Below are 21,827 nucleotides of genomic sequence, written 5' to 3' on the forward strand. Positions count from 1 at the left end.
CGAGCACGCCAAGGAGGCCCCAATGCCACCCATCACGCCCGCCCTCTGGTTCGACGGTCATCTCGCCGAAGCCGCCGAGTTCTACCTGTCGGTGTTCCCGAACTCGTCGATCGAAGAGCTCAACGACCTGTCGGTGGTTTTCGTGCTGGACGGTCACCGGTTCATCGGCATCAACGGTGGCCCGCAGTTCCCGTTCACCGAGGCGGTGTCGTTCATGATCGGCTGTAAGGACCAGGACGAAGTCGACTACTACTGGACCCGCCTCACCGATGGCGGGGAGGAGTCGCAGTGCGGCTGGCTCAAGGATCGGTATGGGTTGAGCTGGCAGGTTGTTCCTGACCGGCTGTTCGAGCTCATCAGTGATCCCGATCCCGCCCGGGCGCAGGCCGCGACCAAGGCGATGATGGGGATGCGCAAACTGGTGGTCGCCGAATTGGAGGCCGCCGCCGACAGCGCGTAGCTCCTCGTGCCGGCAGCCGCCCACCGGGGGCGACGCTGCGGCACGTTACGTTGGACGGCGAGTGTGTGAACTTGCGGTCCCGCGGAGGAGCATCTATGGCAGACGACAGCGCCGACGCGCAGGAGTCGGCGCAGGACGTGCACGAGCCCGACACCCAAGACTCCCAGGCCGCAGCCGCAGCGGAGAGCTCGGGGCCGCGGATGTCGCAGCTGCGGTTGGCGGCCCTGGCCGGGGCGGCGATCGTGGTCGCGTTGGTGGCTGCCACCGCATGGCTCGGGTTTCGCGCCGTGCAGACCCATCGGGCCGACGAGAAGCGCCAGATGTTCCTCGATGCGGGCAGGCAGGCGGCGTTGACGCTGACCAATGTCGACTGGGAGCACGCCGACGACGACGTGCAGCGCGTGCTCGACTCGGCCAGCGGTCAGTTCTACGACGATTTCGAGAGGCGGTCGCAGTCGTATCTCGCGGTCGTCAAGCAGGCCAAATCGAAGGCGGTCGGCACGATCACCGCCTCCGCGCTGGTGTCGGCGTCGGACCACGACGCGCAGGTGATGGTGTCGATGACCGTCAACTCCAGCAATGCCGGGGTGGCAGGCCAGGCCCAGTCCTGGCGGATGGTGCTCAGGATGCAGGAGAACCAGGGCGTGACGAAGGTGTCCAACGTGGATTTCATCCAATGACCGGCAAACACACTTTCGAGCCGACCAGGCGGACGCGGATCCTGGTGCTCGGGGTGCTGCCCGCCGTCGCACTGGTGCTCGCGGTCGCTGCCGGCGTCTTCAAGTGGCAGGTCGCCTCGTCCACCGGGGTTGAGCGGGCCCGCACCGAATCCGTTCAGGCGGCCCGGGATATCACCGTCGAGATGCTCTCCTACCAACCTGACAAAGTCGAGCAGCAGCTCCACGCCGCGCGCGAGAGGATGACGGGAGAGTTTCTCGGCATCTACACGGCGATGATCGAGAACGCGGTCATCCCGGGGGCCAAATCGCAGGGTGTCACCGCATTCGCCGACGTGCCACAGGCCGGCTCGGTGAGCGCGAGCCCCGACCGCGCCGAGGTGCTGCTGTACCTGGACCAGACCGTGACCGTCGCCCAGAAACCGCCGCAGAAGACGGTCTCGACGGTGCGGGTCACCATGGTGAACGAGGACGGGCGCTGGCTGATGTCGAAGTTCGAGCCGGTGACGGCGCAGTGACCGAGCCCCGCTGGTGTGACGTCACCACTCCTGCCGTGCAACTGCGGGCACTGGTGTGGGGTCCGCAGGACGGGCCGATCGCGTTGTGTCTGCACGGCTTTCCCGACACCGCTTACGGCTGGCGCACGGTCGCTCCGGTTTTGGCCGACGCCGGCTGGAAAGTGGTGGCGCCGTTCCAGCGTGGCTACGTGCCGTCGGGAATCCCGGCAGACGGCAGCTATCACGTCGGCGCGTTGATGCACGACGCGCTGCAGGTGCTCGAGTCGGTCGGGCCGACGGGTCGCGACGTGATCATCGGGCACGACTGGGGAGCCATGGCGGCCACCGGTCTGTCGGCGTTGCCCGACGGACCGTTTCGGCGGGCGGTGATCATGTCGGTACCGCCGTTTGCGTCGTTCCAACCGTTGGGGCGAGTGCCCGACGGCGCCCGGCTCGCTGCCCAACTGCCACGCCAGCTGCTCCGCAGCTGGTACATGTTGTACTTTCAATTGCCTTGGCTGCCTGAGCGTTCCGCATCCTGGGTGGTGCCGCGCCTGTGGCGCTGGTGGTCGCCGGGATACGCGGCGGCCGACGATCTGCGGCACGTCGACGCCGCGATCGGTGCCCTGGCGCGGTGGCGTGCTGCGATCGGCTACTACCGGGCGATGCTGCGCGGAACCACGCCGCCGGCCCGGTACGCCGGCCTGCACCAGCATTGGATGTCCCCACCGCGGATCCCCTCTCTGTACCTGCACGGAGCAGATGATGGCTGCGCCACACCGGATTACGCTCGCTGGGTGGAGAGGATCCTGCCCGAGGGCAGTGACGTCGGCATCGTGGCGGGCGCCGGGCACTTCCTGGCGCTCGAACAGCCCGACGCGGTCGCCGGACGCATCCTCGACTTCATCGGTACCGCCCGGACGTCGCAATAGTGCGCAGGCTGGCGGCGATCGACGCCCAGAACTACTGGATGTCATCCGTGATTCCCAACGATCAGTTCCTCCTGTACGGGTTCTCCGGTGTGCCAACACAATTGGAGGACGCGCTGCGGGACGTGCGTCAACGCGCCCGGCGATGTCCCGAACTGGGTCTGCAGATCAGGGATGACCACGGGCTGCGATATCCGGTGTGGGAACCCCGCGAGATCGGCGACGACCAGTTCCTCGTGCACGATCTCGGCGATCCGGGCTTCGACGATTGCTTGGCTGCCGTGGCGGCTTTGGCCGATCACCAGCTCGATGCGACTCGGGTCACCTGGCGCATGCACGTCTTCCCTCGGGTCCGCGACATACCCACGGTCACCGATATGGGGACGGTGATCGTCGTGCAGGTGGCGCACGCGCTGGCCGACGGCGGCCGGTCGGCGGATTTGGCGGGGTTGATGTTCGGCAGGCCGGGTGAGGTGCGTGCCGTCGAGGTACCCCGGTTGGTGACCGCCAGGCTGCCGTGGCGTGCGGCGCAAGCAGCCCGGTGGCACCGCAGGCTGGTGCGGGACGAAGAGAGCGACCGAGTTCCGCGGCAGGCGGATTCCCGTGCGGCGCTGCGCAGTAACGCGGCGCCCGCAGGGCCGGTCTCGCTGCGCACGATCGTCCGCAGCCGCGATCAACTGGGTGGTCCGACTGTCACGGTCGCGGTGCTGGCGGCGGTGTCCGCCGCCCTCGCTGAACACCTGCGTGAGCTCGGCGACGATCCGTCAGACCTGGGTGCCGAGGTGCCGATGGCCAAAGCCGGTCCGCGTATGGCGAACAACCAGTTCGGCAACGTCGGCGTCGGGCTCTATCCGATGCTGGACCGCGACACCCGCATCGGACGGATCGGGCAGGATCTCGCCCAGCGCCGCCGTCGCGCGCAGCATCCTGCGATGCTCGCCGCCAGCCGGGCGTACGCTGCGACGCCTGCTCCGTTGTTGCGCTGGGGGGTAACCCAATTCGATTCGTCGCAGCGTTCGCCGACGGTGACCGGCAACACCGTGGTGTCCAGCGTCAACCGCGGCCCGGCCGATCTGCGGTTCGGCGCCACGCCGGTGGTGATGACAGCCGGCTACCCGGCGCTCTCGCCGATGATGGGTCTGACGCACGGCGTGCACGGCGTTGGCGACACCGTGGCCCTCAGCGTCCACGCCGCCGAGTCGGCGGTCGGCGACATCGATGCCTATGTGGCGCGGCTCGAGCGGGCGTTGACTAGCCGCTGAGGTCGTCAGACCGGCCGGCGGCCAACCGGGACCACTGCGGTATCGGCCTGCCGTCGATGCGCGTGTTGGAACCGTCGACCGGCCAGTGCTGCGGCCATCCCGCGGGGGAGTCCTCCCATGGTTCCTGGCGCCCGTACACGGTGAGGTCCATGAGTGCGTAGCTGTAGTCCATGGCTTCCACGCCGCGTCGGGTGGTCCAGTACGTCTCGAACACCCGGTCATCGGTACGCAGGTAGCAGACGATGTGCATCATCCCGACGCTGCGCCCGACGAGCAGGGTGTCCATTGACGGCAGCGCGGAGTACCACGGCACCTGCCAGCCCATGAACTCGCGATACCGCGCCGTTTCGGGATAAGGGCCTTGCGCGAAGACGGCGTAGGTGATGTCGCGGGAATGCAGGTAGGACAGTTCGGCGACTTGCGTGGTCACCCAGGTGCACCCCTCGCATTGCTCCGGTGCGGGATGCCCGGTATGCCACATGAAGTAGTACGCCAGCAGTTGGCTCCGGCCTTCGAAGGCGTCGAGCAGGGTGGTGGGCCCGTCGGGCCCGATCAGCTCGGAGCTCGCGTCGACCTCCACCATGGGCAGCCGGCGGCGCGCTGCGGCGATCGCGTCGCCCTCGCGGACGTGCGCCTTCTCACGTACGCGCAGTGCGGCGACGTCGGCTTCGAACTGCGACCGATCCACAATCGCCGGCCGGCTTGGTGATTCGGTGTTCACGGGCCCTCCTACTCGGTGAGGTCGGTGTCGGTGGGGCCGAACAGGTACAGGTGCTCGAGCAGCGGTGCGGGATCGGCCGACCAGTCCATGGCTGCCAGTTGCGCACGGCTGCGCCGACCGGTGCGCCACCGCAATACCTCGAATCGGGTTGTGCGGAGACCGATCTCGGTGCCGTCGTGCGGGCCGCTGCGGTAGTCGCCGTCCTCGACGGTCACCCGCAGCGGGACGGGAGTGTCCAGGATGTTCAGCAACTGATCGGAAGCCTGTGCCACCGCGGGGTCGGTGCGGGCCCCAGGCGCGTCGAGGGCGCCCCGGATGTCGTGCTCGTGCACGACGATGTCACCGAGCGGTGCAGCGGTGCCCTGTTCGGCGAGGCGGTGCAACTCGGCCGCCGCCGCATCCCAGGCGGTCAGCACCGCGGTGGTGTCCTTCCCGTCGAAACGTGCTATCTGCGAGGCGGTTTCGATGTCGGATGGGGGTACGGTCAGCGTGCCGGCGACCCAGTCCTCGGCGACGGCGGTCATGTGCGCGACGACATCGCGCACCGACCACAGCGGGCACGCCGGCAGGGCGACCTCCCACGCGTCATCGGTCAAGAGGTCGACGATGCGCTGCCGCGTATCGCGGTAGAGCGTCCAGACGTAGAGGGGGTCAGCGGTCGCCATACCGGGGCACTTCCCTTCAATCGTTTAACAACTCTGTTGAATGTTCTCCACCCAGCACAGCACGGAGGATGAAAATAGTCAACAGAGTCGTTGAACGATTGTCAGGATGGGGTGCTCAGCAACCCGAACGCAAACGTCGGTCCCAGCCCGCAACGCAGTGCCAGATGGATCCACAGCAGGGCATACGGCTCCAATAGCCGCGCCAATGCGAGTTCGCCGATATCGATTGTCCGAAAACCCAATCACCAACAAGATCTCCGGTGCGCCGCTTTGCCGCGGCGTCGTCGCCGCAGATGAACATCACCGGCACGGAGGGCACCGGCGGGTGATCCATCATCGGCGCCCCGATTTGGTTCATGGCCTTGCAGACCAGTGCACCCGGCGCCCACTGCGCGACCAGCTCGGCGCCCGAGGTGTCGTGGCCCACCTCCAGTCCGCTGAAATCGGGGGTCAGCGGATTGGTGCAGTCGATGAGCACCTTGCCGGTCAGGTCGCCGCAATCGAGGATCGCCCGGCGGGTGGCTTGCCAGGGAGTGCACAGCGCGACGACGTCGGCCTGCTCGACGGCGCGGGCGTTCGTGGTGACAGCCGGCCCCAGGTCGGCGTATTTGTCGTCGTCGGGCGTCCGTACCCCGTAGCTCACGTCATGGGTGCGGGCCCACGCATTCCCCAGTGCCCGACCGACATTGCCTGCTCCGATGATCGCGATCATGATGAGCGTTACGCTAGGTATCGGATGACTGACCGGCAATAACGCATTTCGAGGTGGGTTACTGAGGTGGAGGTAAGTGGGCGCGCTGCGGCAACCACCGAGCCTCTCGATCTGTGTCCGGTCGAGACCACGCTCGCGGTGATCGGCGGCAAATGGAAGGCCGTGCTGATCTTCCACCTGATGCACGGTGGCACCCACAGGTTCGCCGAGTTGCGCCGCAAGGTCCCGGGGATCAGTGAACGGGTGCTCACGAGCCAGCTGCGCGAGTTGGTGCGCGACGGCGTGGTGCGGCGCGAGGTCTTTCCGGAGATTCCGCCGCGGGTCGAATATTCGCTGACCGAATACGGCGAGACCCTCCGCCCGGTCACCGACGCCATGTGCGCGTGGGGCAAGCGGCATCGATCGGGCCCTGCCGACTGAATTACGGCCTGGGGCGCAAGTTCTCGATTCCGAGGTCGAGCGCGGTCTCGAGGTATGAGATGTCGCCGGTGGCCAGCAGGATGCCGACGCCACCCTGGATTCCCGCCAGTAGTGCCGCCGATGCGCGGCCGGCGTCGATGCCCGCCGAGATCTTGCCCTGGGCCTGCATCGCGGTGATCCCTGCTGCGATGTCGTCATGCCAGCGCCGAACGAGCGTTGCCGTGACGGCTTGCGCACCCGGGGTGGTGCGCCCGATCTCCGACATCAGCACGCTCATCGGGCAGCTCTGGCCCTGTTGGCGGTAGCGATCGACGACGGCATCGCGCCAGCGCTGCCACGCCGCCCATGAGGTCAGTGCGCCGAGGTGCGGTTGCTGGTCGGCGAGCACCTGATCGGCCTCATGCGACGCGACGGCGAGCAGCAGCTGCTCCTTACCGCCCGGGAAGTAGTGGAACAGTTGGCTTTTGGATGTCTGCGTGCGGGCGCGGATGTCGTCGAGCGTGGTTTCGGCCACGCCGCGGCTGCGGATCTCGGCGGCGGCGCCCTCGATGATGCGCTGCCGGGTCGCTTCACCCTTGGCGGTAAATTTCTGGACTTGCAGGTCCATTTTCATGGCAGTACACCTGGACTCATGAGTCCAAAGAGTACGCGGTTGCAAGGTCGAACAACACTGGTCACAGGGTCCACCGGCGGGCTTGGCGTCGCCATCGCCAAGGCGTTGGCCGCCGAAGGCGCCTTCGTCGTCGTGAGTGGTCGCAACAAGGAACGAGGTGACGTCGTCGTCGCCGAGATCCGCGCCGCCGGAGGGCGGGCCGAGTTCGTCGCCGCTGATCTCGGCGCGGGGGCCGACGAGGTCCGCAGGCTGGCGCGTGAAGCCGCGGCGGCAGCCGGCGGGCAGATCGACATCCTGGTGAACAACGCGGCCGTGTGGGGCATGCCCGAGCCCACGGCCGAGGTGTCCGAGCGGGTCCTGCTGGAGTCCTACCGGGCCAACGTCATCGCTCCGTTCCTGCTGACCGGCGAACTGGCGGCGGCGATGGCCGAGCGCGGCACCGGCGCGGTGGTCAACATCGGATCGATCAACGGGCTGATCGGCGGAGATCAGTCGGCGCTGTACTCGTCGACCAAGGCGGCCGTGCACTCGCTGACCAAGTCGTGGGCGGTGGAGTACGGCCCGCGCGGGGTGCGGGTGAACGCCGTCGCGCCAGGGCCCATCGCCACCGAGCGGGTTGTCGACATCGCCGATGAACTGGCCCCGGTGCTGGCCCGCATCCCGTCCCGACGGATGAGCACGCCCGAGGAGGTCGCGGCCGCGGTCGTGTTCCTGGCTGCCGACGACGCCGCCAACATTCACGGTGCGGTCCTCAGTGTCGACGGTGGCTGGGCAGCCGTTTAACAGATGACCTAGATTCTGTTACATGGCTGCTGACGTTGCGATCCTGATTCTGCGGGTGGTTCTCGGGCTGACCATGGCCGCCCACGGCTACAACAAGTTCTTCGGCGGGGGCCGGATCGCCGGCACTGCGCGATGGTTCGAGAGCATCGGCATGAAGCCGGGCACCTTCCACGCCCGGGTCGCGGCCAGTACGGAACTGGCCGCGGGCCTCGGCTTGGCGGTCGGTCTGCTGACGCCCGTGCCCGCGGCCGGGTTCGTCGCGCTCATGCTGGTTGCGGCGTGGACCGTGCACCGGCACAACGGGTTCTTCATCGTGAAGGAGGGTTGGGAGTACAACCTGATCCTCGCGGTGACCGCGGTCGCGATCGCAGGCACCGGCGCCGGGCGCTACAGCCTGGACTACGCCCTGTTCCACACTTCAGGCTTGTATCACCTACTGCACGGATGGTGTGGGCTGGCCATCGCGGTGGTGCTCGGGTTGGCCGGCGGCATCGGCCAATTGGTGATCTTCTTCCGTCCGCCGGTCAAGGCCGGCAGCGCCTAGCGCCCACGCTACGGTTTCTGCTGCATTTCCCGCGTTTTCGCGCCAAAAACCGTAGTTTCGGCGTTGGTGGGACTAGAACACGTTCTAGTCTTGCGGGCATGGGATTTCTCAAACAGGACACCCCACAGATCGACTTCGAGCAGTGGAGCAAGGGCACGCGGGCGGAGAAGATCGTTCCGATGGCCCGGCACTGGGCTGAGGTCGGCTTCGGCACGCCGGTCGCACTGCATCTGTTCTACGTCGCGAAGATCGCCGCCTACATCCTGGTGGCCTGGTTGATCGCACTCGGCACCGACGGCATCAACGGCTTCACCAATGTCGCGCACTGGTATGCCGAACCGATCGTGTACCAGAAGACCGTGTTCTTCACGATGCTGTTCGAGGTAGTCGGGTTCGGCTGCGGCTTCGGGCCGTTGAACAACCGGTTCTTCCCGCCGATGGGCTCGGCGCTGTACTGGTTGCGCCCCAAGACCATTCGGCTTCCGCCGTGGCCCAACCGGATCCCGCTCACCGCAGGCGACAGCCGCACGCCGCTCGATGTGCTGCTCTACGCCGCCCTCCTCGTCGCGCTGCTGGTGGCGCTGTTCTCGCAGGGCACCGGCCCCATCCCGGCGCTCGGCACCGAGATCGGTGTGCTGCCGGTCTGGCAGACCGCGACCATCGTCGGCCTCCTCGCCGTGGCCGGTTTGCGGGACAAGGTGATCTTCCTGGCCGCCCGCGGTGAGGTGTACGGCTCGCTGGCGGTGTGCTTCCTGTTCACCGGCGCCGACATCGTCATCGCCGCCAAACTGGTCTGCCTGGTGATCTGGTTGGGCGCGGCCACCTCCAAGCTCAACAAGCACTTCCCGTTCGTCATCTCGACGATGATGAGCAACAACCCGGTGTTCCGTCCGCGGTGGATCAAGCGCAGGTTCTTCGAGCACTTCCCCGACGATCTGCGGCCGGGCCTGTTGTCGCGGTGGCTCGCGCCTTTCAGTACGGCGATCGAGGGCCTGGTGCCGTTGGTGTTGTTCTTCTCCGGTGGCGGCTGGCCGACGTACGTCGCGGCCTTCGTCATGCTGTGCTTCCACTTCGGCATCCTGTCCTCGATCCCGATGGGGGTGCCGCTGGAATGGAACGTCTTCATGATGTTCTCGGTACTGGCCCTGTTCGTCGGCCACGCCGGCATCGGGCTCGGTGACCTCGCGAGTCCCTGGCCGATCGTGCTGTTCGCCGTCGTCGCAGGCACCGTGGCGCTGGGAAACCTGTTCCCGCGCAAGGTGTCTTTCCTGCCAGGCATGCGGTACTACGCGGGCAACTGGGACACGTCGCTGTGGTGCATCAAAGGATCGGCCGACGAGAAGATCGGCAAGGGCATCGTCGCGATCGCCAGCATGCCCGCCGCGCAGCTGGAGCGGTTCTACGGCAGCAAGGAAGCCGCGCAGATCCCGCTGTACATGGGATATGCCTTCCGCGCGTTCAACACTCACGGCCGTGCGCTGTTCACTCTGGCTCACCGCGCGATGGCCGGGCACAACGAGGACGACTACACCCTCACCGACGGTGAGCGCATCGTCAGCACCGCCATCGGCTGGAACTTCGGCGACGGGCACATGAGCAACGAGCAATTGGTTGCCGCACTGCAGAAGCGGTGCGGCTTCGAGCCGGGCGAGGTTCGCATCGTCATGCTCGATGCGCAACCCATCCACCGGCAGACGCAGCGGTACCGACTGGTCGACGCCGCGACGGGCGAGTTCGAGAGCGGATATGTCAACGTCGCCGACATGGTGACCCGCCAGCCATGGGCCGACGACGTGCCCGTGCACATCGATCGACATGACTCCGCCTGAGCCCGTTGCGGTCTGGCGCGACGAGACCGGCCGGCTCATGAGTGACCTCGGCGCTGTGGACACGGGATGTCACGCCACCGTGCGGGCGGGCCACTGTGCGCAGCGTCGGCAGTGCGTCCTGGTGCACCGGCCGCCGGGGCCGCGACTGCTGTTCGGCGAGTTGATGTCCGAACTCGACGACGAGGCCGGGATCTACCTGGAGACCCACGCAAAACTCATTGCGGCCGACATGATCTCGATCAGTGTGGACCATGTGGGCGCCGGCGGCCCGCCGGGCAGCTGGCGCTACCGGCTGCTGCCGATGCGATGGAAGACCGCCGACGGCTGGCGGGATACCGCTGCGCGGCTGGCGGTCTGGCCGGATTGAGCCGGGGCTCAGCGCATGACGTCGCGGACCTTGACGCTCTCGATGTCCTTGAGCATGAGGATGCGCGCGGTGTCCAGATGCTTGCGCCAGTGCGCCTCGGCGGCATCGCCGTCGCCGGAGCGGATCAGCTGAATCAGCTTGCGGTAGGAGCGCATCAGCTTGTCGTAGTCGTTCTTGGCGACCGGGCGGCGCTCCTTGAACAGGAAGGCGTGGTGCCGCACCGTGATCTCGTGCAGCATGCCGGCGATGATGCCCAACGTGGCGTTGCCCGACAGTTCCACCACCCGGCGGTGAAAATCTCCGGTGGTCTCGGCCAGCCGGTCTGACTGGTAGTCCTTCGGGATGTGCTCGTCGAGCATATGTTCCAGTTCGGCGAAGGCCTCTTCGTCACCCTTCTCGGCGAGCAGTCGTGCGGCCATCGGCTCGATCGCCGCACGTCCGACCAGCAGATCGGCGATGTCGGCGCCGGAGAGCTCGAGCAGCAGCCCGGCCGGTCGCGCGACGATCTCGGGGCCCGGCACCCGGACCCGGGCGCCGGTGCGGGAGCCGCGCCGCACCTCGACCAGCCGCTCGGATTCCAGCACGCGCACCGCCTCGCGCAACGTGGGCCTGCTGACGCCGAAGTGCTCCATGAGCTCGGCTTCGTTGGGCAGGAAGTCGCCCTCCCTGAGCTGGCCGTCGACGACCATGCGGCGCAGGGTGCCCGCCACGAGCTCGGCGGTCTTCGGGGAGCGAACCGGGGTGTGCGGCGTGATCGAGTCCGGCCCGATCATCGGCGCCAGGGGTGTACTTCCAGCCACAACGGTCTCCTGCTAACTCTCCCGGTAATACTGAACGACCCGGCCGCTGCGGCTAGGTGTACAACTCAGTAAACCATGTGAAGCCCGGCAGCCGCGGCAAACGGAGCAATCACCGTACCCGAAACCCCAGGGTAGGGCCGTCTACCAACCAGTAGGTTGACCTAGTAAACCTTCTGTTCTACGTTCACTTGTAATGCAGAGTCTGTGTCAACGCCAACCCATCTTCGAAGGAGAAGTCCATGGCTGAAGCTGTCATCGTGGAGGCGGTGCGCTCTCCGGTCGGCAAGCGCAACGGCGCGCTGTCGGGGGTGCACCCCGCGGAACTCTCCGCGCAGGTGCTCAATGCGCTGGTGGAGCGTGCCGGCGTCGATCCCGCTCTTGTCGATGACGTCATCTGGGGCTGTGTCATGCAGGCCGGTGAGCAGGCGCTCGACATCGCGCGGACCGCGGTGCTGGCGGCCGGGTGGCCCGAGACCGTCCCCGGCGTCACCGTGGATCGCCAATGTGGTTCCAGTCAGCAGTCGCTGCACTTCGCCGTCGCCGGGGTGATCGCCGGGCACTACGACGTCGTCGTCGCGGGTGGCGTCGAGTCCATGTCGCGCACGCCGATGGGTTCCTCGCTGGCCAACGGCGGGCATCCCTATCCCGAGGCGTTCCAGGCCCGCTACGACCACAAGACCCCCAATCAGGGCATCGGCGCCGAGATGATCGCCGAGCAGTGGGGTCTTTCGCGGACCCAGCTCGACGAGTTCTCGCTACGATCGCATGAAAAGGCTGCCGCTGCACAGGATTCCGGCGCGTTCAAAGATCAGATCGTGGCGATCAAGGACCAGGAAGGCGGCATCGTCCTGGAGGACGGCGGCATCCGCCGAGGCGGCACGGTCGAGTCCATGGCCGCCATCAAGCCGGCATTCAAAGAGGACGGCGTGATCCACGCCGGCAACTCGAGCCAGATCTCCGACGGGTCGGCGGCGCTGCTGGTCATGTCAGCCGACAAGGCGAAAGAGCTGGGGCTCAAGCCGATTGCCAAGGTGCACACCGCAGTGCTCGCCGGTGCCGACCCGGTCATCATGTTGACCGCGCCCATCCCCGCCACCGAGAAGGCGCTCAAGAAATCCGGCCTGAGCGTCGATGAGATCGGAGCATTCGAGGTCAACGAGGCATTCGCCCCGGTGCCGCTGGCATGGCTCAAAGAGATCGGCGCCGACGAGAACCGCCTGAACCCCAACGGCGGGGCCATCGCACTCGGCCACCCGCTCGGCGGATCCGGCGCCCGCATTCTCACCACTCTCGTGCACCACATGCGGGACAACAACATTCAGTACGGCCTGCAGACCATGTGCGAGGGCGGCGGCCAGGCCAACGCGACCATCCTGGAGCTCCTGTGACCGACCAACCCGGCGCGATTGTCGAAAAGCGCGGTAACGTCCTGCTCATCACCATCAACCGGCCCGAGGCCCGCAACGCGGTCAATTCCGCGGTGAGCATCGCCGTAGGCGACGCGCTGGAGCAGGCCCAGAACGATCCGGAGATCCGTGCCGTGGTGATCACCGGTGCGGGCGACAAGTCGTTCTGTGCGGGCGCCGACCTGAAGGCGATCTCGCGTGGGGAGAACCTCTTCCACCCCGACCATCCCGAATACGGATTCGCCGGATACGTCAGCCATTTCATCGACAAGCCGACCATCGCCGCGGTGAACGGAACCGCACTGGGCGGCGGCACCGAACTGGCCCTTGCCAGCGACCTGATCGTGGCCGAGGAAAGCGCGAAATTCGGTCTGCCCGAGGTGAAGCGGGGACTCATCGCGGGAGCGGGCGGGGTGTTCCGCATCGCCGAGCAGCTGCCCCGCAAGGTGGCCAACGAGCTGCTGTTCACCGGTGAGCCGATGTCCTCGGCCGACGCGCTGCGGTGGGGCCTGATCAACCAGGTGGTGCCCGACGGCACCGTGGTCGACGCGGCACTCAAACTGGCCGAACGGATCACGGGCAACGCGCCGCTGGCCGTGCAGGCCAGCAAGCGCGTGGCCTACGGCGTCGACGACGGCGTGATCACCGCGGACAAGGACGGATGGAAGCGCACCAACCGCGAATTCAGCACGCTGCTGCAGACCGATGACGCCAAAGAAGGGCCACTGGCCTTCGCTCAGAAGCGCCAACCTGTTTGGAAGGCAAAGTAAGCCATGAAGCGACAGATTTATACCCCGGAACACGAAGCGTTCCGCGAGACCGTCAAGGAATACATCGAGCGCGAGCTCGTGCCCAACAGCGAGAAGTGGGAGACCGAGCGCATCGTCGACCGCTCCGCCTACACGGCTGCGGGCAAGTACGGCGTCATCGGCTTCAACATGCCCGAGGAGTACGGCGGCGGTGGTTCGGATGACTTCCGGTTCAACGCGATCATCGACGAGGAGATCGCCCGTGCCGGCGTGCACGGCCCGGCGCTGAGCCTGCACAACGACGTCGTCGGCCCGTACTTCAAGGAGCTGGCCAACGACGAGCAGAAGCAGCGCTGGATGCCCGGCATCGCCAGCGGCGAGCTGATCATCGCCATCGCCATGACCGAGCCCGGCGCGGGCAGCGATCTGGCCGGTATCCGGACCTCCGCGGTGCGCGACGGTGATGACTGGATCATCAACGGCTCCAAGACCTTCATCTCGTCGGGCATCAACAGTGACCTGGTCGTCGTGGTCGCCCGGACCGATCCCGAGGCCGGGCACAAGGGCTTCACGCTGTTCGTGGTGGAGCGGGGCATGGAAGGCTTCACTCGCGGTCGCAAGCTCGACAAGATGGGCCTGCACAGCCAGGACACCTCCGAGCTGCACTTCGAGAACGTGCGGGTGCCGAACGCCAACCTGCTGGGCAAGGAAGGGCGCGGCTTCTACCACCTGATGACCAATCTGCCCTCGGAGCGGCTCTCGATCGCCATCTCCGCGATCTATGGCGCCCGCGCGGTGTGGCAGGAGACCCTGCAATACGCCAAGGACCGCAAGGCATTCGGCCAGCCGATCGGCAGCTTCCAGCACAACCGGTTCCTGCTCGCGGAGATGGACACCGAGCTGGAGGTCACCGAGACCTACATCGACCGCTGCCTGCAGGCCGTCGTCGACGGTGAGCTGACGGCGGTCGAGGCGGCCAAGGCCAAGTGGTGGGCGACAGAGACCGCCAAGAAGGTCATCGACAACTGCGTGCAGTTGCATGGCGGTTACGGCTACATGATGGAGTACCGCGTCGCGCGCGCCTATGTCGACGGGCGCATCCAGACGATCTTCGGGGGCACCACCGAGATCATGAAGGAGATCATCGGTCGCGATCTGGGGGTTTAGTTCGCCGAGCAGACACAAAACTGCCCCTTTTCACGCGAAAAGGGGCAGTTTTGTGTCTGCTCGCGGAGAAGAGAGATCAGCCGATCGGTGCGTCGGCGGCAGGCGTCGCGCTGGGCGACGGCTTCGGAGCTTCGCTGGACAGCGTCGTCGGGGTCGTGGACGTGGTGCTGACACCGGTCGGGGTGAACGGCTCCGGAGGCGAGTTGGGGTCAAGCACCGCGTCGATGATGTAGATCCGGGCGTTCTGGGCCTCGATGCCGCCGCAGACGATCTTGGCGGTGTCGTTGACCTTGATGTCGCCGCCCTTGCCGGTCACCTTGATCTCGGCGCCCTGCTGGGTGGGCCGCTGGCCCTTGACGTCGTCCGGGCCGAGCAGGCCGAGGAACGCGTGGTAGTAGTCCAGGCTGGTGAGCGCGGCGACGTTGCCCTTCAGCGCGTCAAGCTTGCCCGGTTCCATGGCGGCGAACGCGTCGTTGTTCGGGGCGAACACCACGTACGGGCCGTTGTCCAGGACCGCGGTGATGTTGACCGCCGGGTTCATCCCGCCGGCGACCGCGGAGTTGAAGGTGCTGATCTCGGGGATGCTCGCCAGGACCTTGCTGACGGGCTGCTTGGACAGTGCCTTCCAGTCCGGCATTTCCTTCTTGAAGTTGTCGCAGCCGGGGCCCTGTGGGTCCGGGATCTCGACGTTGATCGTCTCTGTCGTCGTCGGTGCTGCCGGATCGGCATTGGCGGTGATCGACAACGGCAGCGACGCCGCGATGGCGGCAACCGCCGCGGCTGCGCCAAGAGTCTTGGTGCGAGTCTTCATAGGTGGGTTTTCCTCCCGCTCATGCCTGGCCTGTGGTTCGTCGGCAGCCGGTGGCGCGCGTACCCCAGGGGGGCACACGAAGATACGACGGCCTCGGCGTTCCCCGCGGCGCCGCATCGGATGGTAAAGGTAACCGTGCGGTTACGGCAAAGCAGAAGTGTCTACTGCCGCTGGTTCGACTGTACCGACCTGCACTTTTCTGATGCTTGCCGAGAATGCCGCCGCGACGAAGCACAGCCCCGCAGCCAGGTAGAACGCCACGTCGTAACTGCCGTTCAGATCACGTAGCCAGCCCGCGCCCGCTGCGGCGACGGCTGCGCCCAGCTGATGCGACGCGAAGACCCAGCCGAACACCACGGGGGAGCGATCGCCGAAGTACTCGCGGCACAGCACGATCGTCGGCGGCACGGTGGCCACCCAGTCCAGGCCGTAGAACAACACGAACACCCACGTGCTCGGCTCGGCGTGCGGCGAGAGCAACGACGGCAACAGCAGCAGTGAGACGGCCCGGCCCGCGTAGTACACGAGGAGCAGCACGCGGGGATCGACGCGGTCGGTGAGCCAGCCGGAGAACACCGTGCCTGCCACGTCGAAGATGCCGATGGTGGCCAGCAAGCCGGCGGCCACCGTGGTCGGCATGCCGTGGTCGTTGGCGGCGGGGATGAAGTGCGTGCCGATCAGACCGTTGGTGGTCATGCCGCAGATCGCGAAGCTGCCCGCCAGCAGCCAGAACGCCGGGACTTGCGAGCCGATGCGCAGCCCGTCGAAGGCCGCGCTGAAGCTGCCGGTGGGCAGTGGCGTGGGCGGTGCGATGGCGTGGGCGCCGTAGGGGGCAAGGCCTTTGTCGCTGGGGTAGTTGCGCATGAACAGCGCCACCAGCGGGACGACCGCCAGCGCGGCAGCTGCGACGATGAGCGAGGCCCAACGCCAGCCGTGGGCGGTGGTGACTGCTGCGACGACCGGCAGGAAGATCAGCTGGCCCGTCGCGCTGGCCGCCGTGAGCACGCCGGTGACCAGACCGCGACGCGCGTCGAACCAGCGCGTGGCGACCGTGGCGACGAACCCCATCGAGATGGAGCCGGTCCCGATACCCACCAGCACGCCCCACAGCAGCACCAGTTGCCAGCTGGCGGTCATCAGGGTGCTGACCGCTGAACCGGTCGCGATCAGCAGCAGGGACACCGTCAGCACCGGCCGCACACCGAAGCGGTCCATCAGCGCGGCGGCGAACGGCGCGGTCAGGCCGTACAGCGTCATGTTGACCGACATAGCCAGGCCGACAGTGCCGTGCGACCAGCCGAACTCGTGGTGCAGCGGGTTCATCATGACGCCCGGGATCGAGCGGAAGCCTGCGGCACCGAGGATCGCGACGAAGCTGACCGCCGCCACCACCCAGGCCCAGTGGACGCGGGTTTTCACCCGACCACTGTGTCCGACCGGCGGCCGACCGGCCAGTGGCATAAATGCCAGCATTCATCAAAAACATGCCAGAATCGGGTATGCACCGCGTGGCCGTACTGCTGCTGGCGGAAGTGGTCGGATTCGACGCGGCCATCGCGCCGACACTGTTCTGCAACGCCGTCGACGCCGACGGCAATCCGCTCTACGACGTCGTGACGTGTGGTCTCGACATCGGACCGGTGCCCGCCACCAACGGCTTCGCGATCGTGCCCGCGGCCGGGCCGGAGGCGCTGGATACCGCCGACACCGTGGTGATCCCGGGAACCCGCTATACCCCGGCGCGCATCGACGGTGTGCTGGATGCCGAGGTGTCCGGGGCGCTGGCCCGCATCCGTCCCGGAACGCGTCTGGTGTCGATCTGCACCGGGGCATTCGTGCTCGCCGCTGCGGGGCTGCTCGACGGCAGACCCGCGACCACCCATTGGCGTTTCGCCGCGGACATGCGGCGGCTGCATCCCGCGGTGCGACTCGACGAGGACGTGCTGTTCGTCGACGACGGTGATGTGCTCACCTCCGCTGGCCTGGCCGCCGGAATCGACCTGTGTCTGCACATCATTCGCAGCGATCACGGCGCCGCGGTGGCCAACGGCGTGGCGCGCTACTGCGTGGTGCCGCCCTGGCGGGAGGGCGGTCAGGCCCAGTTCATCGCTCCTGTCGCCGAGCCGGACGTGCCGCAGGCGTCCACGGCCGCCACCCGCCAGTGGGCGCTGGCCCACCTCGACGAGGAACTCACCGTGCAGCGGCTGGCACGGCACGCCCACATGAGCACACGCACGTTCAGCCGCCGATTCCTCGCGGAAACCGGCCAGGCCCCCGGAGCGTGGATCCGCAGCCGCCGCGTGGACCGCGCCAGGGAACTGCTGGAATCCCATGACCTTTCGGTCGATGAGGTGGCTCGGCGCGCCGGCCTTGGCAGTGCAGGCAACCTGCGGCATCACCTGCGCCGCGGGCTCGGCATGTCCCCGTCGAGCTATCGCAAGGTATTCCAGGGAACTTGAGGCTGCGCGCACCTCGCATGAGCGCCTGATTACCATGGCCGACATGCCTGAGCCGCTCATCGTGTCCGTCGCCGGTCATACCCCCACAGTGGATCCCGACGCCTGGATCGCGCCCAATGCCAATGTGATCGGCCAGGTTTCGCTCGCGGCCGACGCCAGTGTCTGGTACGGCGCCACGCTGCGCGCCGAGTTCGAACCCATCGAGGTGGGCGCGGGCAGCAACATTCAGGACGGCGTGACGGTACACGTCGACCCCGGATTCCCATGCCGCATCGCGGCCGGGGTGACCGTCGGCCACAACGTCGTCCTGCACGGCTGCACTGTCGAGGACAACAGCCTGATCGGCATGGGGGCCGTCGTGCTCAATGGCGCCGTGATCGGTGCAGGTTCCCTGGTGGCCGCAGGCGCGGTGGTACCGCAGGGCATGGTGGTACCACCGCGGTCGCTGGTGGCGGGGGTTCCGGCCAAGGTGCGCCGCGAGCTCAGCGATGACGAGGTCGGCCACAACCAGCTCAACGCCCAGGCCTACACGCATCTCACCGGGCTGCACCGCGAGGCGCACTGAGTCAGCGCAGCGGGTGCGCCAGTTCGTCGCGGGGCATGCGTGCGGCGACGAGTGCCACGAGCGCCAGCAGGACCGGCGCCACACCCGACACCAGGAAGATGGTGTGCATTCCGACCACCTTCGACAACGGCCCGACGATCGCGAACGACAGCGGCATGAAGGCCAGCGACACGAAGAAGTCCAGGCTCGACACCCGGCCCAGCATCTGCGTCGGCACCCGACGCTGCAGCAGCGTTCCCCAGATCACCAACCCGGCTCCGTCGGTGACGCCGATGACGAACGTGGCGGCCGCCATCAACGGGAATGACGTTGTGATGCCGACGATCACGAGCGGGAGGGCACCGAGCCCCCACATCACCATCAACGAGGTCAGGTAGCGACGCGGCATCCGCCGAGATGACACCGTCAACGCACCCAGCGCACTACCGAAACCGAAGAACGCCAGGATGAACCCGTACATGCGCGCGCCGTCGGCGAACCGGTCCTTGGCGATGAACGGCAGCAACACCTCGATGGGCCCGACCACCACCAGCACGAAGATGCTGGCGAACAACAGCGTCCACAACAGCCACGGCGTGCGCACCATGAACCGGAATCCGTCGATCAGATCGTGCAGTACATGTGGCCGCTGATCCGCTTGCGGCGCAGGCGAATCAGTGGCACCGCGGGTGGCCACCAGCAGCACCAGGCCCAGGCCGAACAGGCAGGCAACGCCTACTGCGCCCACCGACGGGAGCGTCGCACCGACCACGATGCCCGCCACTGCGGGGCCCACCGAGCGCTGGAACACCGGCCGTACGACGCCTTCAACCCCGTTGGCGGCCAACAGTTGTTCGGCGGGCAGGATGCGTGGCAGCAGCGCGCTGTAGGCCGGGAAGAAGAAGGCCGCGGCGATGCCGAGCACACCGGCGGCCACCGCCATGTGCCAGATCCGAAGGGCGCCAAGGAGTCCGAGCACAGCGACGGCGGAGACCGTCAACAGGTTGACCGTCTCGACGGCGATGATGATGGCGCGCTGGTTGATCCGGTCCGCGGCGATGCCGCCGATGAGGACGAACAGCACCAGACCTCCACCGAGGCAGGTGGCGACCAGCGACAGGGACGCCGGATCGTTGTCCAGGGCGATGACCTGTAGCGCCATCACCACCGACCACATGCCTTCGGCGAAGATCGACAGGCTCACGGCGCCGATCAGCAGCCGGTACTCCCGCACCCGGAACGGGGCGAGCACGCGCCATCGGACCGGTCGGCCGGCGTCGAGTTGCGTACTCATCCCTCGATGGTCGCGGACGGATACCGCCCGCGTCCAACGATTTTCGCCCGGGGAGTCAGGAGTCGGTGAACTCCGCCCGTCGGTTCTGCTGGAATGCGCGGGTGCCCTCACGGAAGTCGTTGGACGCCAACAGCTGCAGCTGGCCTTCCCGCTCGAGGGCGAAGGCGCTCTCGAGCTCGGTCAGGGTGGCCGCATTGATGGCGTGCTTGGTCTTGCGCAGGGCCACCGCCGGACCCGAGCGCAGTTTGGCGATGACCTTGTCCACTTCGGCATCCAGCTCGGCAGCCGGGTAGACGCCGCCGATCAGACCCGCTGCGTAGGCGTCGGCAGCGGTGAGCCGCTCGGCGAGCAGCGCCATCCGCATCGCGCGGGCCCTGCCGATCGACGCCGCGACCAGAGCTGACGCGCCACCGTCTGGCATCAACCCGATCTTGGTGAAGGCCAGCAGGAAGAACGCCGCATCGGAAGCCAGCACCACATCACCGGCCAAGGCCAGCGAGACCCCGACTCCGGCGGCAGGGCCCTGCACCACCACGACGACTGGCTTGGGCAGCGCCACGATGGACCCGACGGCGCGGTTGGCCGCGTCGAGAACGCCTTCTGCGTCATGGGATTCGGCATTCTGGTCGGCCTCGCTGATCCCCGCGCCCGAGCTGAATCCGCGGCCCGCTCCACCCAGCCGAACCACGCGCACCGCGGGGTCGTCTGCGGCGAGGTCCATCGCGTCGGCGATGGCGACGAGCATCGGCTGGGTCAGAGAGTTCAGGCTTTCCGGCCGACTGAGCGTCACGGACAGCACGCCATCGGCCAGTCTCACCGACAGGTCATCGATGCTGCGGTACTCCCTGATGGACGGGGCTGCGCTGGTGTCGGTGGATGTCATATCTGCACCTTCGGTCTGGCAGGCGAGGGGCCCGCTATAGGCTACGGCCGGTTGAGAAGGTTATACAAGTAAGCTATGTCGGCGGTCAACCAAGGCCGGATACGCGAAGGGCGGATGAGCATGGCAGGACCATTGCAGGGTTTGCGCGTTGTGGAGCTGGCCGGCATCGGCCCGGGCCCGCACGCGGCGATGATTCTTGGCGACTTGGGCGCGGACGTTGTGCGGATCGAGCGACCCAGCAAGGCCTCCGGCACACCGAGCGCTGATGCCATGCTGCGCAACCGCAGATCGGTCGAAGCGGACATGAAGAGCGACGAGGGCCGCGAACTGGTGCTCACGCTCATCTCGAAGGCCGACGTGCTGATCGAAGGCTTCCGCCCCGGGGTTACCGAGCGCCTGGGCCTGGGCCCCGATGACTGCGCGAAGGTCAACGAGCGCCTGATCTATGCGCGGATGACGGGATGGGGTCAGCAGGGTCCGCGGGCTCTGCAGGCCGGGCACGACATCAACTACATCTCGCTCAATGGTCTGCTGCATGCCGTTGGTCGCCACGGGGAGCGGCCGGTGCCGCCGCTGAACCTGGCCGGCGACTTCGGTGGCGGCTCGATGTTCCTGCTGGTCGGCATACTCGCCGCGCTGTTCGAGCGGCAGACCTCCGGCAAGGGGCAGGTGATCGACGCCGCTATGGTGGACGGCTCCAGCGTGCTGATGCAGATGATGTGGAGCTTCCGGGCGCAGGGCATGTGGAGCGACGAGCGCGGCGTCAACATGCTCGACACCGGTGCGCCCTACTACGACACCTACGAGACCTCGGACGGAAAGTACGTCGCCGTCGGCGCGATCGAACCGCAGTTCTACGCCGAGCTGCTCAAGGGTCTCGGGCTCGACGCCGCCGATCTGCCCGGGCAGAACGACGTGGCCCGCTGGCCCGAGCTGCGCGAGATCTTGACCAAAGCCATTGCGGCACATGACCGCGACCACTGGGTGTCGGTGTTCGACGGTACGGATGCGTGTGTGACGCCGGTGCTGTCGTTCGCCGAGGTGCTCACCGAACCGCACATCGCCGAGCGCGACACGTTCTATGACGACCGCGGCAACCTGCAGCCGATGCCTGCGCCGCGGTTTTCGCGCAGTGCCCCGGTCCGGCCGACGCCGCCGGGAGCGCGCGGCGCTGACACCGAAGCGGTCTTGCGCGACTGGGTATAGTCCCAACCGACTAGTTGGTCGGCACCGGG

At 67.1% G+C, this 21,827-nt stretch carries 25 protein-coding genes; 16 read left to right on the forward strand and 9 right to left on the reverse strand.

The genetic code is table 11. The features are described 5' to 3' along the window. The first annotated feature begins 22 nt into the window (after positions 1 to 22). The 5 genes from BST13_RS10245 (at position 23) to BST13_RS10265 (ending at position 3,825) form a co-directional block, all read left to right on the forward strand. The gene (locus BST13_RS10245) at positions 23 to 460 is read left to right on the forward strand and encodes a VOC family protein (RefSeq protein ID WP_083163260.1); all 438 of its coding nucleotides are present in this window, start codon (positions 23 to 25) and stop codon (positions 458 to 460) included. 95 nt (positions 461 to 555) lie between these two features. Continuing rightward, a complete protein-coding gene (locus BST13_RS10250) occupies positions 556 to 1,140 on the forward strand; it encodes an Mce protein (RefSeq protein ID WP_083163262.1) in 585 nt (194 codons plus the stop codon). After that, a complete protein-coding gene (locus BST13_RS10255) occupies positions 1,137 to 1,655 on the forward strand; it encodes a hypothetical protein (protein ID WP_083163264.1) in 519 nt (172 codons plus the stop codon). The genes BST13_RS10250 and BST13_RS10255 overlap by 4 nt, the downstream gene beginning before the upstream one ends. Continuing rightward, the gene (locus tag BST13_RS10260) at positions 1,652 to 2,566 is read left to right on the forward strand and encodes an alpha/beta fold hydrolase (RefSeq protein ID WP_083163266.1); all 915 of its coding nucleotides are present in this window, start codon (positions 1,652 to 1,654) and stop codon (positions 2,564 to 2,566) included. The genes BST13_RS10255 and BST13_RS10260 overlap by 4 nt, the downstream gene beginning before the upstream one ends. A 38-nt stretch (positions 2,567 to 2,604) precedes the next feature. Next, positions 2,605 to 3,825: a WS/DGAT domain-containing protein gene (locus BST13_RS10265; protein WP_245839484.1), complete on the forward strand. Its 1,221-nt coding sequence runs from the start codon at positions 2,605 to 2,607 to the stop codon at positions 3,823 to 3,825. Here the strand turns inward: BST13_RS10265 and BST13_RS10270 are convergent. The 3 genes from BST13_RS10270 to BST13_RS10280 form a co-directional block, all read right to left on the reverse strand. Then, a complete protein-coding gene (locus tag BST13_RS10270) occupies positions 3,815 to 4,546 on the reverse strand; it encodes a DUF899 family protein (RefSeq protein ID WP_083163270.1) in 732 nt (243 codons plus the stop codon). The two genes, BST13_RS10265 and BST13_RS10270, sit on opposite strands and share 11 nt — an antisense overlap. A gap of 8 nt (positions 4,547 to 4,554) precedes the next feature. Next, on the reverse strand, positions 4,555 to 5,211 hold the full coding sequence (locus BST13_RS10275; RefSeq protein WP_083163272.1) for a maleylpyruvate isomerase N-terminal domain-containing protein: 657 nt from the start codon (positions 5,209 to 5,211) through the stop codon (positions 4,555 to 4,557). A gap of 115 nt (positions 5,212 to 5,326) precedes the next feature. Next, positions 5,327 to 5,923, reverse strand: a complete 597-nt coding sequence (locus BST13_RS10280; protein ID WP_245839486.1) for an NADPH-dependent F420 reductase — start codon at positions 5,921 to 5,923, stop codon at positions 5,327 to 5,329. Positions 5,924 to 5,989: 66 nt separating this feature from the next. Between BST13_RS10280 and BST13_RS10285 the strand changes: the two genes are divergently transcribed. After that, complete coding sequence (locus BST13_RS10285) at positions 5,990 to 6,343, forward strand: winged helix-turn-helix transcriptional regulator (protein WP_083163274.1); 354 nt, start codon at positions 5,990 to 5,992, stop codon at positions 6,341 to 6,343. Between the two features lies 1 nt (position 6,344). Here BST13_RS10285 and BST13_RS10290 read toward each other — a convergent pair whose 3' ends face one another. Then, positions 6,345 to 6,950, reverse strand: coding sequence for a TetR/AcrR family transcriptional regulator (locus BST13_RS10290; RefSeq protein ID WP_083163276.1), 606 nt, complete (start codon positions 6,948 to 6,950; stop codon positions 6,345 to 6,347). Positions 6,951 to 6,974: 24 nt separating this feature from the next. On the opposite strand from BST13_RS10290, the gene BST13_RS10295 reads away from it, so the two are divergent. From BST13_RS10295 to BST13_RS10310, 4 genes are all read left to right on the forward strand, one after another. Further along, positions 6,975 to 7,739 (forward strand): SDR family NAD(P)-dependent oxidoreductase, encoded by a 765-nt coding sequence (locus tag BST13_RS10295; protein WP_083163278.1) that lies wholly within the window; start codon positions 6,975 to 6,977, stop codon positions 7,737 to 7,739. A gap of 22 nt (positions 7,740 to 7,761) precedes the next feature. Continuing rightward, complete coding sequence (locus BST13_RS10300) at positions 7,762 to 8,283, forward strand: DoxX family protein (protein ID WP_083163280.1); 522 nt, start codon at positions 7,762 to 7,764, stop codon at positions 8,281 to 8,283. Positions 8,284 to 8,381: 98 nt separating this feature from the next. Further along, complete coding sequence (locus BST13_RS10305; protein ID WP_083163282.1) at positions 8,382 to 10,112, forward strand: DUF3556 domain-containing protein; 1,731 nt, start codon at positions 8,382 to 8,384, stop codon at positions 10,110 to 10,112. After that, the gene (locus BST13_RS10310; protein ID WP_083163284.1) at positions 10,099 to 10,479 is read left to right on the forward strand and encodes a hypothetical protein; all 381 of its coding nucleotides are present in this window, start codon (positions 10,099 to 10,101) and stop codon (positions 10,477 to 10,479) included. Before BST13_RS10305 ends, BST13_RS10310 begins: the two co-directional genes overlap by 14 nt. A gap of 8 nt (positions 10,480 to 10,487) precedes the next feature. On the opposite strand, the gene BST13_RS10315 is transcribed toward BST13_RS10310, so the two are convergent. Further along, positions 10,488 to 11,279 carry a FadR/GntR family transcriptional regulator gene (locus tag BST13_RS10315; RefSeq protein WP_083163286.1) on the reverse strand — a complete coding sequence of 264 codons (792 nt, stop codon included), beginning with the start codon at positions 11,277 to 11,279 and terminating at the stop codon, positions 10,488 to 10,490. A 239-nt stretch (positions 11,280 to 11,518) separates the two neighbouring features. Here BST13_RS10315 and BST13_RS10320 point away from each other — a divergent pair, with 239 nt between their 5' ends. Genes BST13_RS10320 through BST13_RS10330 form a run of 3 tightly spaced genes read left to right on the forward strand, consistent with a single transcriptional unit; the run spans position 11,519 to position 14,601 of the window. Then, positions 11,519 to 12,667, forward strand: a complete 1,149-nt coding sequence (locus tag BST13_RS10320; protein WP_083163288.1) for a thiolase family protein — start codon at positions 11,519 to 11,521, stop codon at positions 12,665 to 12,667. Further along, positions 12,664 to 13,455, forward strand: a complete 792-nt coding sequence (locus BST13_RS10325; RefSeq protein ID WP_083163290.1) for a crotonase/enoyl-CoA hydratase family protein — start codon at positions 12,664 to 12,666, stop codon at positions 13,453 to 13,455. The genes BST13_RS10320 and BST13_RS10325 overlap by 4 nt, the downstream gene beginning before the upstream one ends. A gap of 3 nt (positions 13,456 to 13,458) precedes the next feature. Further along, a complete protein-coding gene (locus BST13_RS10330; protein ID WP_083163292.1) occupies positions 13,459 to 14,601 on the forward strand; it encodes an acyl-CoA dehydrogenase family protein in 1,143 nt (380 codons plus the stop codon). A gap of 76 nt (positions 14,602 to 14,677) precedes the next feature. On the opposite strand, the gene BST13_RS10335 is transcribed toward BST13_RS10330, so the two are convergent. After that, on the reverse strand, positions 14,678 to 15,412 hold the full coding sequence (locus BST13_RS10335) for a fasciclin domain-containing protein (protein WP_083163294.1): 735 nt from the start codon (positions 15,410 to 15,412) through the stop codon (positions 14,678 to 14,680). A 141-nt stretch (positions 15,413 to 15,553) separates the two neighbouring features. After that, a complete protein-coding gene (locus BST13_RS10340; RefSeq protein WP_083163296.1) occupies positions 15,554 to 16,873 on the reverse strand; it encodes an MFS transporter in 1,320 nt (439 codons plus the stop codon). A 38-nt stretch (positions 16,874 to 16,911) separates the two neighbouring features. On the opposite strand from BST13_RS10340, the gene BST13_RS10345 reads away from it, so the two are divergent. Then, entirely contained in the window at positions 16,912 to 17,871 is a 960-nt protein-coding gene (locus BST13_RS10345; protein WP_083163419.1) for a GlxA family transcriptional regulator, read from the forward strand. Positions 17,872 to 17,914: 43 nt separating this feature from the next. Continuing rightward, positions 17,915 to 18,436 (forward strand): gamma carbonic anhydrase family protein, encoded by a 522-nt coding sequence (locus BST13_RS10350; RefSeq protein WP_083163421.1) that lies wholly within the window; start codon positions 17,915 to 17,917, stop codon positions 18,434 to 18,436. A 1-nt stretch (position 18,437) separates the two neighbouring features. Here BST13_RS10350 and tet(V) read toward each other — a convergent pair whose 3' ends face one another. Then, positions 18,438 to 19,709, reverse strand: coding sequence for a tetracycline efflux MFS transporter Tet(V) (gene tet(V) / locus BST13_RS10355; RefSeq protein WP_083163298.1), 1,272 nt, complete (start codon positions 19,707 to 19,709; stop codon positions 18,438 to 18,440). A gap of 55 nt (positions 19,710 to 19,764) precedes the next feature. Next, on the reverse strand, positions 19,765 to 20,592 hold the full coding sequence (locus tag BST13_RS10360) for an enoyl-CoA hydratase (RefSeq protein WP_083163300.1): 828 nt from the start codon (positions 20,590 to 20,592) through the stop codon (positions 19,765 to 19,767). Between the two features lie 120 nt (positions 20,593 to 20,712). On the opposite strand from BST13_RS10360, the gene BST13_RS10365 reads away from it, so the two are divergent. Beyond that, on the forward strand, positions 20,713 to 21,798 hold the full coding sequence (locus BST13_RS10365; protein ID WP_083163424.1) for a CaiB/BaiF CoA transferase family protein: 1,086 nt from the start codon (positions 20,713 to 20,715) through the stop codon (positions 21,796 to 21,798). Positions 21,799 to 21,827: the final 29 nt, after the last annotated feature.

The sequence above is a fragment of the Mycobacterium aquaticum genome, from assembly GCF_002086485.1.
Classification (GTDB): domain Bacteria; phylum Actinomycetota; class Actinomycetes; order Mycobacteriales; family Mycobacteriaceae; genus Mycobacterium; species Mycobacterium aquaticum.

What these genes read in the sequence shown, in the direction of transcription:
- BST13_RS10340 (WP_083163296.1), bottom strand. Translation starts at nt 16,873, where the DNA reads ATGCCACTGGCCGGTCGGCCGCCGGTCGGACACAGTGGTCGGGTGAAA.
- BST13_RS10350 (WP_083163421.1), top strand. Translation starts at nt 17,915, where the DNA reads ATGCCTGAGCCGCTCATCGTGTCCGTCGCCGGTCATACCCCCACAGTG.
- BST13_RS10275 (WP_083163272.1), bottom strand. Translation starts at nt 5,211, where the DNA reads ATGGCGACCGCTGACCCCCTCTACGTCTGGACGCTCTACCGCGATACG.
- BST13_RS10360 (WP_083163300.1), bottom strand. Translation starts at nt 20,592, where the DNA reads ATGACATCCACCGACACCAGCGCAGCCCCGTCCATCAGGGAGTACCGC.
- BST13_RS10345 (WP_083163419.1), top strand. Translation starts at nt 16,912, where the DNA reads ATGCACCGCGTGGCCGTACTGCTGCTGGCGGAAGTGGTCGGATTCGAC.
- BST13_RS10305 (WP_083163282.1), top strand. Translation starts at nt 8,382, where the DNA reads ATGGGATTTCTCAAACAGGACACCCCACAGATCGACTTCGAGCAGTGG.
- BST13_RS10295 (WP_083163278.1), top strand. Translation starts at nt 6,975, where the DNA reads ATGAGTCCAAAGAGTACGCGGTTGCAAGGTCGAACAACACTGGTCACA.
- BST13_RS10290 (WP_083163276.1), bottom strand. Translation starts at nt 6,950, where the DNA reads ATGGACCTGCAAGTCCAGAAATTTACCGCCAAGGGTGAAGCGACCCGG.
- BST13_RS10255 (WP_083163264.1), top strand. Translation starts at nt 1,137, where the DNA reads ATGACCGGCAAACACACTTTCGAGCCGACCAGGCGGACGCGGATCCTG.
- BST13_RS10335 (WP_083163294.1), bottom strand. Translation starts at nt 15,412, where the DNA reads ATGAAGACTCGCACCAAGACTCTTGGCGCAGCCGCGGCGGTTGCCGCC.
- BST13_RS10245 (WP_083163260.1), top strand. Translation starts at nt 23, where the DNA reads ATGCCACCCATCACGCCCGCCCTCTGGTTCGACGGTCATCTCGCCGAA.
- BST13_RS10310 (WP_083163284.1), top strand. Translation starts at nt 10,099, where the DNA reads ATGACTCCGCCTGAGCCCGTTGCGGTCTGGCGCGACGAGACCGGCCGG.
- BST13_RS10320 (WP_083163288.1), top strand. Translation starts at nt 11,519, where the DNA reads ATGGCTGAAGCTGTCATCGTGGAGGCGGTGCGCTCTCCGGTCGGCAAG.
- BST13_RS10265 (WP_245839484.1), top strand. Translation starts at nt 2,605, where the DNA reads ATGTCATCCGTGATTCCCAACGATCAGTTCCTCCTGTACGGGTTCTCC.
- BST13_RS10300 (WP_083163280.1), top strand. Translation starts at nt 7,762, where the DNA reads ATGGCTGCTGACGTTGCGATCCTGATTCTGCGGGTGGTTCTCGGGCTG.
- BST13_RS10365 (WP_083163424.1), top strand. Translation starts at nt 20,713, where the DNA reads ATGGCAGGACCATTGCAGGGTTTGCGCGTTGTGGAGCTGGCCGGCATC.
- BST13_RS10250 (WP_083163262.1), top strand. Translation starts at nt 556, where the DNA reads ATGGCAGACGACAGCGCCGACGCGCAGGAGTCGGCGCAGGACGTGCAC.
- BST13_RS10280 (WP_245839486.1), bottom strand. Translation starts at nt 5,923, where the DNA reads ATGATCGCGATCATCGGAGCAGGCAATGTCGGTCGGGCACTGGGGAAT.
- BST13_RS10330 (WP_083163292.1), top strand. Translation starts at nt 13,459, where the DNA reads ATGAAGCGACAGATTTATACCCCGGAACACGAAGCGTTCCGCGAGACC.